Below are 13436 nucleotides of genomic sequence, written 5' to 3' on the forward strand. Positions count from 1 at the left end.
GGCTGACCAACACAAGGCACCACCGCCGCCCAAGAACTACGGAGCGGACATTTCAACACTCATCCGCATGATCGAGGCAGGAGAGCTTTGATCCCGTTTCAACCCACTTTTACGAATAGCCATTTTGCAGAGGTGCGCAAGGCCGACCTCGTTCCGCTACCGGAGGCGGACGAGGTATTTGCCCGTCTTCTGAGCAGGTTCGTCCAGTTAGGGAAGATGCATCGCAATGTTTCTTTCGGAGAGTTGGAAGCGGGTTCTGACATTGCGCCGACCTCAGTCTTTTTGACGAGTCTGTTTGCGAAGGCCTACGTAATCTTGGCGCCGAAGCCACACGATGGTCCTCTGGACTTGTTCTTCGACATCGTTGAGCTTCTGCCAGATCTGTTTGAGCGCGAGATTTTTCAGTCGGGCAAGGAAATCTGGACCTTGATGAACCCGTGCGCGCAGGCTGACAACCTGGCTGCCTCCATGAATGATTCAAAACGCCAGCAGGCGTTTTCACAATGGCAGAAAAAGTTCGTGACCGATCTGGATGGGTTGCTTGTTGCCATTGAGGGAAACAATGGACTAGACACGGTTTCGAAGGCCGTAGAGACCGCGTTCGGCCCGCGTGCAAAGCAGGCCGTGCTGCAGCACAGCGCGCAACGGCGTGAGAGCTTCCGGACGTTGAAGCAGGCGGGTTTCGTGATTGCAGGTGCAGCGTCGGTCATCACACCGGCCCGCGCACATACCTATTTCGGAGGACCGTCAGAGTGAAGCCTCCACCACGTCTTCCGAGCCTTGCCCAGCGTCACGCCGAATTGAAGGCGCTGAGGTGGCCAGAATCGACGCTGGAGTTTGTCCAGGGCCGAGAGCTCAGGTTTGGATTCAAGGTGGCTCCAACACCAATGGCCCGGGTCTACCAATGTCTTCTAAAAGTCTACCCTTCCAATTTCCCTGAGCTGATGGTGATGGACCCGGACCCCAAGGAGCTCGCCGCAGGGCGGAAGTTGCCGCACGTCTACCCGCATAAAGGGGAGGGCACGAAGTTGTGTCTTTGGCTCCCGCGGGCGCGCGAATGGGTGCCACAGATGCGCTTTAAAGAGACCTATCTGCCTTGGGCCGCTGAGTGGCTCGATTACTTCGAGGAGTGGCTTGTGACCGATGTTTGGGCTGGCGGTGGAGAGCATCCAGAGCCCCACACACGAAGGCGGGGACGACGCCACTGTTCATCCAAAACGCCGCAGCTACCTCTACAAAACACTGAAAAGGGAAGGACCACCAATGACCATGGAACATCGAATCGACATTGAGCAGAACAAGCCTGAACGACTGGAACTGTTGCGCGCGCAGCGGCGCTTCTATTCCCGCGCGAAGAATTATCAGAACTTCGTAGCGATCACAGCCCTGATACTGCCGTTGTTGGTGCTGCTTTTCAGTGCTGATTTTCCGGCTATCCGATCCTATATTGGCTTCGCTTCTATAGCCCTACTGCTTCTCGATGTGGGAGTCCTCTCACCGAAGCAGCGAGCATGTAGCAAGGCGGGAGCCAAGGTTCAGGAGCAATTCGACACCGAGGTCTTGAAGCTTGACTGGAACAAGTTGGTCGCCGGTAGTCGAGTGGACCCTGAAGAGCTGCGTGCTATTGCGCCAGGCCAGATCTCCGACAGGGAGAAGAAAGGACTGGAAAGCTGGTACGAAGGCGCCATCAACAGATTGCCATTGCCATTGGGGCGGCTTCTGTGCCAGCGAACGAACGTGGTCTACGACTTGCGGGTGCGACGAACGTATTCAGCGGTACTTTTCTGCATCGCTGGAGTTCTTGGTGTTGCGCTGTTTGCCTTTGGTCTTCATCAAGGGCTCAAGCTCGACGAGCTCATCATCTCGGTGGGTCTTCCAGTCTTACCGATGGTCAGCTTTGTCTTGCGGGAATATCGCAAGCAAGAGGACACCGTCGAATCGTTGACGACACTGAAGGGTGAAATCGAAAAAGTTTGGGAAAAAGCTCTCACCGGCGCTTCTGCGGAGGAGCTGACGCTGAGCTCGCGTGCATTGCAAGACGCCATTTACCGGCACCGTGCGAGCAATCCACTGGTGTTCGACTGGCTCTACAACCGACTTCGCAAGAAGTCAGAAGCACAGGCTAAACATGCAGTTGAGAAGCTTGTTGCTGAAGCCGTGAGCAAGCTGAACCTGTTGGGGGTCTGATGAAGCTGCACGAACACTTTAGGACTTTCCTTGACGACCATGTCAATCTGAATAGCACGCGTCTCCGCTTGCTGGAGGACAGCATTGTTGCTGTTGAGAACGCAGTTCGCGCCCTTGCCTGGGGCCCGAAAATCATATCGTTCGCTCCGCAGGGTTCTTGGGCCCACGAGACCATCATCAAACCTCAGTCTGGGCAACCGTTCGACGCTGATCTGCTGGTATTCGTCGAGGCCAAGGAGGGCTGGGCACCGAAGGACTACGTGAACGAGCTTGCTACCAAACTCGGTCAGCTTCCTGCGTACGATGGGAAAGTCCGTCGTTTTTCGCACTGCGCCACAGTTGAGTACGCAGGTGAGCGCAAGATCGACGTTGCGCCCTGTGTGGTCAACCGGCTCTATGCAGGTCAGTACGAGGTCTGTAATCGAAATAGCGACAAGTTCGAGGCCTCGGCACCGTCTGCATATACGGAGTGGGTGAAAAGCAAGAATGGCGTCGCCGGCGGGAATGATTTGAAGAAGGTCACCCGGCTACTGAAGTACATGCGCGACATCAAGGGCAACTTTACGTGCCCATCGTTTTTGCTGACAACGCTGATGGGGTTGCAGGTCTATGAAAGTGACCGTGACAGTGTGCAGTTTGCCGACTTGTCTACGACGCTCAAGACACTGGTCGGTCGTCTGGATGACTGGCTGCAGGTTCGACCGAACGTCCCGGTAGTACCCAATCCAAAGCTGCCTGAAGAGGACCAAGCAGGCGGCTGGGACCAAACGCAATATGGAAACTTTCGCGACAAGGTAAACCTTTACCGCGGCTGGATTGACGATGCGTATTCGGAGCCAGACCGCGATGAAAGCATCGGTAAGTGGCAACGTGTGTTCGGCGACAACTTTGCTGCTGGCGAGGCGAAACGGGCTGCAGAGCAGGTCAGTGAGGCATCAACCGCAGGCGAGTTGGTCCTGGGCAACCACTTCCAGGACCTAGTGGAAAAGGTTAAGACTCTGGGCGCCGCCGCAGTACCTGCGAAGCTACGGCATTTGCCCCACGTTCGAAGGCCTACATGGCGCAAGGCTCCAGAACAACATGTTGTGCGGGTGGCCGCAGAGCTAAGGACAGGTCATTATGGGAATACCGTTCGGACCATCCAGTCGGCAGAGGCATTGCAGCCTGGCAATTGGGTACGGTTCAATGCCAGCGGAGTCCATGGCATGCCGTTCTCAGCAGAATACAAAGTTCAATGGCGCGTGACGAACACTGACAAGGTGGCATCTCGTGCGGGTGCACTTCGGGGCGAGTTTTATCCATCCGACGATGGCACGAGTCGTTCGGAAGGACTGGAGTACCGCGGCGTGCACTTTGTTGAGGCGTTTTTGATTCGCAAGCGCGACAACCGACTGGTGGGACAGTCAGATCCCTTCTACGTAGTCATCGAGTAGCCTGGTGGCGTTCGGCTACAGTGACCTGCTCCCCATCAGCCGTACCAAGCTGATGTAACGTTACCAAGTCCCGGGTGTCGTAGCTACGAGTTGGAAGGCACCATCGTGTCGCACCAGCCTATTGGGTAGGCGGAGATTCCGGTGCTGCGCTGACTGCGGGGCCCCCACGAAGCTGATCCAGGACCACTTGCAGGCGTGCCAACAGGTCGTCGTAGGTCACGATGTCGACGACGCCCTTGGAGTCGCGACGCAGTACTTCAAACTCTCTCCGCTGAGCATCAGACAGAGCGTTGCTGCGCCCCGTGATCACTATGCCAGTGGGGTTGATGATGCGGATCTTGAACCCCGCAGGCAGCTGGGGTCCGAGCAAGTGGGTAAGATAAGAATCGCCGGTCGGCCCCCATCGGTTCAGGTGCCTGAGGTAGTGTGTAACCTGGCCCATGGCGCCGATCAGATCGCGCATTGGGAGGTGGTGGTCCCGGTAGCGAGCCGGCAGCATGATGGGTTTGCCCATCGGCTTCTTGATCTCGATGACGTCAACGTTGCCGGACGCATCGACCAAGAGAATGTCGATGCGCCGCCAGGTGGCGTCATCGGCATCCCATAGCCTGACCTCGGTAAAGGCCTTGATGTACCTGGGGTTTAGCAGGAGGATGATCTCCACGATCTCCAGTTGCCACTGCGCCTCAGATGTCCCCGCCTCGTTGGCAAGCATCGCCTGAAGCCGTTGCAGTGCTAAGGCGTACTTGGCGACATCGAACCGGCGAAAGGGTGCTTCTAGGTCGGGTGCGGTAGCTGTTGTCCTCCTGTCGACGTACGCATTCAGCATTGCTTCAGCGTCGATCGCCGGCTCCGTGTATTGGCGAACGACGGTGCTGACTCGCGCTTGGACATAGCGGCGCAGTTCGTGCGGCGTAGGGAACTGGCTGATCAACCGCTCGTACTCTGTGGTCGGGATGGCGTCCGGTTCCGGGCCGCCAATGACGATGCGCTCGAGACCGAGGCTTTCGATGATGCCGAGGACGGACACTTTGCGTTCGGCACTGAACCACTTCCAATCGGGCCGCGAATCTCGGTGCAGGAGGACCGGTGTCTCGAATCCGAGCACTTCAGGCTTGAACCGGAAGTACTCGCCATCGGCAATGGCGACAGCAAACACCAATCGATCGTCGTTCACCCATGGGATCTCGTCGTTGTCCGCGCCGCTGGTTGCCGCGTCTGCGGGCTCTTCGACGAGGTCCTGCTGCGTGAGATGGAAGGTACCTTTCACCAACAGTCCTTCGCCGCGCTCGAACCTATCGCGAACCCAGCTGGTGTCATCCCGTGGTCGGTAGACGAGGCGGAGCTCGCCGTCTGATATCTCGAACTCAACTGCAAGTTGGGTCATGGTCGGTCATCGGCATTGGGTCTCTATCGTAGTCAGCTATGTCGATGCCTTCATCGGGAGCTTGTAACGTAGTCTGACGGGTGTCTGATCTGCTATGAACGGGAACACGCCTGCACAAGGGCGGAGAGGCAAGAACACCAAAACAGCGAAATGCCGGATGCGACCCGGGCGTGATCATTCTCGTCACGTGTGTAACATCCTCCTCACCCCGCCAACACTACCCGGAGCCGAAGTCCGAGCGCCCATGACCCCGCTGCAAGAGATCCTCGAGTGCTACCGTCAATCTTCCCAGTCCGAGCGTGAAAAAGGAACGTACTTCGAAGAGTTGATACTCTGCTACCTGCGAAATGAGGCCACCTACCGAGACCTCTACAGCGAGGTCTGGACCTACGGTGAATGGGCGGCGATCCAGGGGCTGGACAAGCGGGACGCTGGCATCGACCTGGTCGCCAAGACGCACGGCACGGGCGAAATCCACGCGATCCAGTGCAAGCTGTACGCCGAGGACTACCGGCTGCAGAAGAGCGACATCGACAGCTTCTTCACTGCCTCGGGCAAGAAGCCTTTCGCCCATCGCGTCATCGTCAGCACGACGAACCACTGGAGCACGCATGCCGAAGAGGCTCTGCGCGACCAGCAGCCGCCCGTCAGCAAGATCGACTTGAACGACCTGGAGAACAGTCAGATTGACTGGGCCCAGTACCAGCCCAAGGCCGCGCCGGTGCTCAAGGTCAAAAAGCAGCTCCGGCCGCATCAACAACGTGCATTGGATGAGACTCTGTCCCGCCTTGAAAACGTCGACCGAGGCAAGCTCATCATGGCCTGCGGGACGGGTAAGACGTTTACGAGCCTGAAGATCGCCGAAGCCTTGGCCGGCAAGGGCAAGCGCGTACTGTTTCTGGTACCCAGCCTGTCCCTGCTGTCGCAGACCCTGACCGAGTGGACCCAGGAAAGCGCCACTCCGTTGCACAGCTTCGCCGTTTGCTCGGACAGTGATGTTGGGAAGAAGCGCCAGAAAGACGACGACAGCGTCCAGACCTTCACCCACGAACTGCGCTACCCCGCCACGACCGAACCAGGCCGCCTGGCCAGCGAGATGGCCAGGCGGCACGACGCCGCGCACATGAGTGTGGTCTTCAGCACCTACCACTCCATCGATGTCATCCACCGTGCCCAGCAAGGTCACGGCCTGGCTGATTTCGACCTCATCGTCTGCGACGAGGCTCACCGCACCACGGGCGCCACGTTCGGTGACGAAGACGAGAGCAACTTCGTCAAGGTGCACGACGCTGCGTACATCCGTTCAGCCAAGCGCCTCTACATGACGGCCACGCCGCGCATCTATGGCGACAGTGCCAAGGCCAAGGCCGAACAGGACAGCGTGGCCCTTTGTTCGATGGACGACGAGGCCCTGTACGGCCCTGAGCTGTACGTCATCACGTTCTCCGAGGCCGTTAGGCGCGGCCTGCTGGTGGACTACAAGGTCATCGTGCTGTCGGTGGAGGAGAGCCACGTCAGCCGCCGTATCCAGTCCTTGCTGAAGGATGAAAACAACCAGCTCAAGGTCGACGACGCAGCCAAGATCATCGGTTGCTGGAAGGCCTTAGCCAAGCAAGGACTCGCCGAGGAGCTGAACGGCGACCACGAAGCCATGAAGCGCGCTGTCGCCTTCTGTCAGGTCATCGAGGTGAGCAAGGGGGCCAAAACCCACAAGGTCAGCTCCAAGAACATCGCCGGCATGTTCCGTGCGGTGGTCGAGGCCTATCAGGCGACCGAGGAGGACGATGCCGCCTCGACCCTGGCCTGTGAAGCAGAGCATGTGGACGGCAGCATGAACGCCAGCGAGAAGGAAGCCAAGCTCGCCTGGCTCAAGGCCGATGCTGCCGACGACACCTGCCGCATCCTCAGTAACGTGCGCTGCCTGTCCGAAGGCGTTGATGTGCCGGCACTTGACGCAGTGCTGTTCCTGACGCCTCGCAACTCACAGGTGGACGTGGTGCAGTCGGTCGGTCGCGTCATGCGCAACGCCCCGGGCAAGAAGCGCGGCTATGTCGTCCTGCCGGTGGTCATACCCGCCGGCGTGGAGCCGCATGACGCGCTGAATGACAACAAGACCTATGCCGTCGTGTGGCAGGTGTTGCAGGCGCTGCGCTCGCACGACGATCGCTTTGACGCGATGGTTAACAAGCTGGACCTGATCGGGCGCGACACGAGCAAGATGGAAGTTGTCGCTATCACCGACAAGATTCAGAAGAAGGCGGAGAAAGCCAAGGGCCCGAAGAACAAAGATGCCGGCAAGGGCGGCTTCACCATCGGCGAGCCGACGCCCAAGCCCTACGGCCAGGACGCTCAGACCTCCCTGCCGTTCGAGATCGGGGAGATCGAGAAAGCCATCTACGCCAAGCTTGTGCAGAAGGTGGGCAATCGTCACCATTGGGAAGACTGGGCCAATGACATCGCCAAGATTGCCCGCACCCACATCGACCGCATCACAGCCATCGTTGAAGACCCGGCCAATGAGAAGGAGCGCGCGGCCTTCAACACCTTTGCCAACGAGCTGCGCGACGACCTGAACGGCAGCATCAGCGATGGCGAGGTCATCGAAATGCTGGCCCAGCACCTCATCACCAAGCCGGTGTTCGATGCGCTCTTCGAAGACTACAGCTTCGCCCAGCACAACCCCATGTCGCTGGCCATGCAGGGCGTGCTGGACGTACTGCAGGAGCACCGGCTCGACAAGGAGGCCGACACCCTCCAGCGCTTCTACGACAGCGTGAAGGTGCGCGCCGCGGGCATAGACAACGCGGCCGGCAAGCAGAAGATCGTCGTCGAGCTGTACGACAAGTTCTTCCGCAACGCCTTCCCCAAGATGACCGAGCGGCTGGGCATCGTCTACACGCCGGTCGAGGTGGTGGACTTCATCATTCACAGCGTCGCCCACATCCTGGAGACAGAGTTTGGCCAGACGCTGGGCAGCAAGGGCGTCCACATCATCGACCCCTTCACCGGCACCGGCACGTTCATCACCCGCTTGCTGCAAAGTGGCCTGATCGCGCCCGAGCACCTACCTCACAAGTACAAACACGAGATTCACGCCAACGAACTGGTGCTGCTGGCCTACTACATCGCCGCCATCAACATCGAAGCGGTCTACCACGGCATCGTCGGCGGTAAATACCAGCCCTTCGAAGGCATCTGCCTGACAGACACCTTCCAGATGTACGAGAAGGAAGACCTGGTCGATGCCTTGCTGGTGGACAACAGCGCGCGGCGCAAGCGGCAGAAGAAGCTGGACATCCGGGTCATCATTGGTAATCCGCCGTACTCAATCGGTCAGAGCAACCAAAACGACAACAATCAGAACGTCGCCTACCAGCATCTTGATGGCCGCATCCGCGCTACGTACTCAGAGCGCTCCGCAGCGGCCTTGTCCAAGGGCCTATATGACAGCTACATCCGAGCAATTCGTTGGGCTAGCGATCGCGTAGGCTCCAGCGGTGTCATCGGATTTGTCACCAACGCTGGCTTCCTTGAGGCCAACACCGCAGATGGTCTACGGAAATGTTTAGCTGACGAGTTCAGCAGCATCTACGTATTCCACCTGCGAGGCAACGCCCGGACCTCTGGGGAAATACGGCGAAAGGAAGGCGGGAACGTCTTTGGCCTTGGAAGTCGGGCGCCGATTGCGATCTCGCTGCTGGTCAAGAACCCCGCAGCGAAGCACGGTGGTCAGATTCACTTCTGCGATATCGGCGACTACCTGAATCAAGCTGAGAAGCTCGACAAGATCGTGTCTGTGGGCAGCATTGCCAGCATAACGGCTGAGCAGGGCTGGCAGGCCATCACCCCTGATGCCCACGGTGACTGGCTCAAGCAGCGGGACGACAGTTTCCTCGATCACATCGTTCTTGGCGACAAACGCGGCACAGAACTGAAGCTATTCGAGAACTACTCGCAGGGTGTTGTTTCCAGCAGAGATGCGTGGTGCTACAACGCATCCAAAGCTGATCTGACTGCGAACATTACTCGCATGATTCAGGTCTTCAACACCGAATCCGAACGCTTCGCTGCCGTGACTTCAGGTCTCGATAAGAAGGCGCGGGCAGCAAGGCTCGATGCCGCTATCGACTCTGATCCAGGCAGGATTAGCTGGTCGGTCAACCTGAAGCAGGACTTGCTTCGGTCTCGGCGACTGCAGTTTGAGCCGCAGTGCTTGTTTCGCAGCCTGTACCGACCGTTCACGCGGCAGTGGACGTACTTCAATCGCCAGCTCAATGAGCGGGTTCTGCAAATGCCTCGAATCTTCCCGACTGATGGGATTGTGAATCGAACGATTTGCTTAACTGGGCTCGGCGAATCGGCAGGATTCAGCTGCCTCATGGCTGACTCAGTATCTAATTTCCACTTTGTTGCAGGGTCTCAGTGTTTCCCCCTGTATCTGTATGACGGCTTGGAGTCTGAAGTTGACGATGCCCCCCCTGAGCAATCGGCCCTGTTCGGCGCGGACGATCAGTCGGCATCAACCCCAGCGGCCAAACGCCGCGATGCCATCACGGCGGAGGGCTTGGCACACTTCCAGTCCGCCTACCCCGGCGAGAGCATCAGTAAGGAAGACCTCTTCTACTACGTCTACGGCCTGCTGCACTCGCCCGACTACCGCGAACGCTTCGCCGACAACCTGGGCAAGGAACTGCCGCGCATCCCGCGTGTGAAGACGGCCGCCGATTTCTGGGCCTTCTCCAAGGCCGGCCGCAAACTGGCCGATCTGCATCTGAACTACGAGACCGTCGAGACCTACCCACTGACGGTCGATAGCGGCGGCAAGAAGCTCACCGACGCGGACTACCGCGTCGAGAAGATGCGCTACGGCAAGGGTAAAGGCAAGGACAAGGACCTGACGACCCTGCACTACAACGACCGAATCACTTTGACCGGCATCCCGCCGGAAGCCTACGACTACGTCGTCAACGGCAAGCCGGCCTTGGATTGGGTGGTCGAGCGCCAGGGTGTCAAGACCGACAAGGACAGCGGCATCGTCAACGATGCGAACGACTGGGCGGTCGAGACCATGGGCAATCCGCGTTACCCGATGGAGCTGTTTCAACGGGTGGTCACGGTCAGCTTGGAGACGATGAAGGTTGTGCGTGCGTTGCCGCCGTTGGACATCTGAACCGATCTCCAAGGGCCCTTGTCAGTGTCCTGGTGCCTCTTTCGAAGGAGCCCATTCACTTTGAATGAAGGAGCGGCCTTCAGCGGAAAAGCCTGTTCTGTGGGTCCAGGATTTGCTGGATGGTGTCTCGGTCTGTTGATCTGAGATCGCTCTGAAGGTCATCGATGGCAGTCAAGCGAGCTTGGCAGTATTTCAGGAGGGCTTCTGATGGCTCGGCCTTCTCACGCTCCAGTCTGATTGCTGTCATGAGCGGTTGGCGTTCTTGGCCCAGAATCTCCAGCGCTACTTCGTACTGAATGCTGTCGCTGTTGATGCCCAGATTGATTGCCGTCATGCGAATTCCTCCCTGAAAAGCGACCCCAAGCGGGACTGGCTGAATTCTGCTCCACAGGTCGCGGCAGGGGGGCCTTCATGACTTGGAGTTCAAGACCGCCTCGACCTCAGACATGACCTCTTCCAAGAATCTGGGCGTCAGCTCCGTGCCGCGTCCCTCGGTGTAGCTCAAGATCAAAAGTGTGAGCGGGTGCACGCCGAGTACATCGGCGAGATCGTCCACCTTGTTCAAGGTCGGACTCTTGAGGCCACGTTCCAAGCTGCTGACGTAGGTGCGGCTTGATACAAGGCCGAAATCTTCCTGGGACATGCCGCGTGCGTTTCGAGCGCTTCTCAGGCCAGCGGCGAAGTTGTTCCGTTTGGTGTGGATGTCTTTCATCCATACCGATTAATTCGTCATGAAACCTATAGGGCTACAATCTATAGGGTTCATTTTGTGGCTTCGGGACACGAATAATGCGCACACCGACTAGCCTCAGTCGCCTCAAGAGGTTCAAGGCCGAGGTGACCAACAGAGGCGTGGAAGCATGTCTCCCTTATGCGCTCAGCACCCCCTGGCTCACAGAGCTGATTCAATCGACAGAAGCGATTTTGAAGGGCAACAGAGCCGATTCATCGGGGGGACTCGCGCTCGCCGCTGTGCTCGCCATCCTGGATGCCCAGGGGCGCATGGACCAATACCTCCGTTCCAGCGAACATGAACAGGCAAAGATACTTGCCGACTACCAGATTGAGCTGTCACTGGAGCTGATGCACAGGTGTACCGAGATCCGCTACGAAGCTGCAACCCTCCAGACGATATTCACGAATCGTGAAGTACACACATGGCGTCACGGCGATCGTCAGGAAACAGGCGATCCATCGGATGAGGAATGAGGGCCGAGGTGGGCGCGGGGAGGGCAGGGCAGTGAGCTACTGATCGTCGTTCAGGAAGGTTGCAGGTATCGAGCCTTCACGAGCAAGCCGGTCGCGGATATCCGCATACCGCTTGTAGAAGCGCTGAAGCTTGGCTGTTCCACCAAGCTCTGCCACGACGTGAATCATGGCCAGATGGCTGGCCACACGAGCAGCTTCATTCGCCTCCAGTTCACGCACCCGCTCCAAAGCCTGCTGTAGTTTGTCAGCCGCGATTGCGGTCCCTGATTTCTGCACTTGACCAAGCACCTTGCGCAGCTCTCTTTGCCGTGCCTGGTACTGTTCGAGAAGTTGTCTTCGTTCCGTATGGCGGGTGATGCCGGAGGCATCTCGAATTGAAGTGTGAAGTCGGGTCACGGCTCTGGCAGTCACATCTTCATTGCGGGCCAGCAAGCCCTCCAGAACAGAGGTCAGCTCGGTATGTGATGGGTCGAGAGTCTTACGTGCCACTCAGAACACTCCTTCGTGCTGGGGACTTCGACAGGTCAACACCCTCGGGGAACACTTGATCACCTGGTGCGGTAGAGAGCAGTCTTTCCACTCCTTCCAGTCGCACCTTTGCATGAGCGATCTGGTTGTCACGACCTACGGTGCTGGCGGGGCGTGCCTGTGCAGCTTCCAAAGCAATCTTGAGCTTGCCGTGTAGCGCAACCAAGTTGCGTCGGTTTTCCGGGAGGTCGGTCGCAGAAAGATGGAGGCAGCCGGAAAAGCACTCAAGGTGTTTGGGGCAGGGGTCAACCGTAAACGAGTTCAGGCAGTGCCCATACGGTGTCGAGTGGAAGCCGTCGGCTTCCGCCGCTAGAAAGAGGAGGGCGGCCTCATCACCTTCTTCCTCAAGAATCCGCTTGAACTCTCGGACGATTGGACCTTGTGCGCGACCTGCCTGAATCATCTTGGCCACCGTTGCGGCTTTGGAGTCACCAAGGAACTCCTCCCAAGCACCGGGCAGTTCCAGTTGGTCCATCTCCTCCGCCAGACTGCGGTGGTCGTATTCGTAGCTCTGGGCAACGCTACGCCGGTTGAATCGCTTGGTGATGATGGTGTCGGCGATGCCCAACCTGAAGAGTTCGGAATTCTGCAAGTGCCGAAGGGAATGCGTATTCAGCTTGAGCCTTTGATCCTCTTCAGACTGTCCATAAACGATGAAGAGTGATTGAGTTCCTTGGTTTTCAATTCCTAACGCAACCTGCAGTAGCGACTCGTCAGCCACCCCTACCGAAAACGTCATCGTGGGATCAATGATGGTGTCTCCACGCCCAGCGCCCACAGCTCGCTTGGGCAAGAGAAACAGCATTTCCCATGGAGCGAGCTTCGTGCCGTTGTCCAAAGTGAAGGGAGAAAGGTCGGGAACTTTGGTGGGCACTGATTTGTAGATGAACGACTCGACCTCTGAAATACGCAGGAACTTCTTCTTCACTCCTCGCCCTGTGGAGGGCTCACCATTGCCGTCTCTGAGAACAAGTCCCAAAGCTCTGTTCTCTTGCGAAAAGTAGCGGCTCACAGCTGCTGTAAGTTCGCTCTCGCCCCTTATCAAGGAGGTAAGCATCTGTAGCTCTTGGAGATCCCACGTCTGTCGATAGCGCTCTACGCATGCTCGGGCCGCTGCTGCAGATGTATTTGCCCACATTGGATTTCCAGTGAGTCGGACATACATTTCGACTGCGTCGACCAGTTCGTCTGGCTGGTACATCGGAAACAGGCGACCTGTTTCGTACTGAGCCCTCAATGTGGCACGCAGGGGGGCAGTCAGCGCCACAACTTCTGCGAGAGTGCGTTCGAACTCATCACGGAAAAGGTCCGGAACGAATTGCATGGTCTCGTAGAGCGACTGAGTGCCTTGCTTTTCAGCGAAATGCCGAACCATCAGAGCCTCACTGATGCCCCCGCTTTGTGAGCGTCCAGTCAGCCCATCTTGAAAGCCGAGGCGGTTCATAGGAGCCTCGAGTCCACTTCAACTCTTGGTGGACTCGTGAACACTATCCCCGATCAACAAGCAGGTCCGCGACAGCGG

At 57.9% G+C, this 13436-nt stretch carries 10 protein-coding genes; 5 read left to right on the forward strand and 5 right to left on the reverse strand.

Features of this window, described 5'->3' with window-relative positions; genetic code table 11:
• Positions 1 to 87 precede the first annotated feature (87 nt).
• The 3 genes from L0977_RS24840 (at position 88) to L0977_RS24850 (ending at position 3620) form a co-directional block, all read left to right on the forward strand.
• A complete protein-coding gene (locus L0977_RS24840) occupies positions 88 to 756 on the forward strand; it encodes a hypothetical protein (RefSeq protein ID WP_234267604.1) in 669 nt (222 codons plus the stop codon).
• Positions 757 to 1143: 387 nt separating this feature from the next.
• Entirely contained in the window at positions 1144 to 2187 is a 1044-nt protein-coding gene (locus tag L0977_RS24845; RefSeq protein WP_234267605.1) for an S-4TM family putative pore-forming effector, read from the forward strand.
• The gene (locus L0977_RS24850; RefSeq protein WP_234267606.1) at positions 2187 to 3620 is read left to right on the forward strand and encodes an SMODS domain-containing nucleotidyltransferase; all 1434 of its coding nucleotides are present in this window, start codon (positions 2187 to 2189) and stop codon (positions 3618 to 3620) included. The genes L0977_RS24845 and L0977_RS24850 overlap by 1 nt, the downstream gene beginning before the upstream one ends.
• Before the next feature lie 118 nt (positions 3621 to 3738).
• Here the strand turns inward: L0977_RS24850 and L0977_RS24855 are convergent, their stop codons facing one another.
• Entirely contained in the window at positions 3739 to 5007 is a 1269-nt protein-coding gene (locus L0977_RS24855; protein ID WP_234267607.1) for a Shedu immune nuclease family protein, read from the reverse strand.
• A 244-nt stretch (positions 5008 to 5251) separates the two neighbouring features.
• On the opposite strand from L0977_RS24855, the gene L0977_RS24860 reads away from it, so the two are divergent.
• Positions 5252 to 10177, forward strand: coding sequence for a DEAD/DEAH box helicase (locus L0977_RS24860; protein ID WP_234267608.1), 4926 nt, complete (start codon positions 5252 to 5254; stop codon positions 10175 to 10177).
• Between the two features lie 79 nt (positions 10178 to 10256).
• Here L0977_RS24860 and L0977_RS24865 read toward each other — a convergent pair whose 3' ends face one another.
• Both L0977_RS24865 and L0977_RS24870 read right to left on the reverse strand, forming a co-directional pair.
• On the reverse strand, positions 10257 to 10511 hold the full coding sequence (locus tag L0977_RS24865; protein WP_234267609.1) for an antitoxin: 255 nt from the start codon (positions 10509 to 10511) through the stop codon (positions 10257 to 10259).
• Positions 10512 to 10586: 75 nt separating this feature from the next.
• Positions 10587 to 10889 (reverse strand): helix-turn-helix domain-containing protein, encoded by a 303-nt coding sequence (locus L0977_RS24870; RefSeq protein WP_234267610.1) that lies wholly within the window; start codon positions 10887 to 10889, stop codon positions 10587 to 10589.
• 77 nt (positions 10890 to 10966) lie between these two features.
• Between L0977_RS24870 and L0977_RS24875 the strand changes: the two genes are divergently transcribed.
• A complete protein-coding gene (locus tag L0977_RS24875; RefSeq protein WP_234267611.1) occupies positions 10967 to 11386 on the forward strand; it encodes a hypothetical protein in 420 nt (139 codons plus the stop codon).
• Between the two features lie 36 nt (positions 11387 to 11422).
• Here the strand turns inward: L0977_RS24875 and L0977_RS24880 are convergent, their stop codons facing one another.
• Together L0977_RS24880 and L0977_RS24885 are read right to left on the reverse strand one after the other, a co-directional pair.
• Positions 11423 to 11875 (reverse strand): hypothetical protein, encoded by a 453-nt coding sequence (locus tag L0977_RS24880; protein ID WP_234267613.1) that lies wholly within the window; start codon positions 11873 to 11875, stop codon positions 11423 to 11425.
• A complete protein-coding gene (locus L0977_RS24885; protein ID WP_234267614.1) occupies positions 11865 to 13358 on the reverse strand; it encodes a hypothetical protein in 1494 nt (497 codons plus the stop codon). Before L0977_RS24885 ends, L0977_RS24880 begins: the two co-directional genes overlap by 11 nt.
• Positions 13359 to 13436 lie beyond the last annotated feature (78 nt).

The organism is Hydrogenophaga sp. NFH-34, from assembly GCF_021401345.1.
In the GTDB taxonomy this organism is placed as follows: domain Bacteria; phylum Pseudomonadota; class Gammaproteobacteria; order Burkholderiales; family Burkholderiaceae_C; genus Hydrogenophaga; species Hydrogenophaga electricum.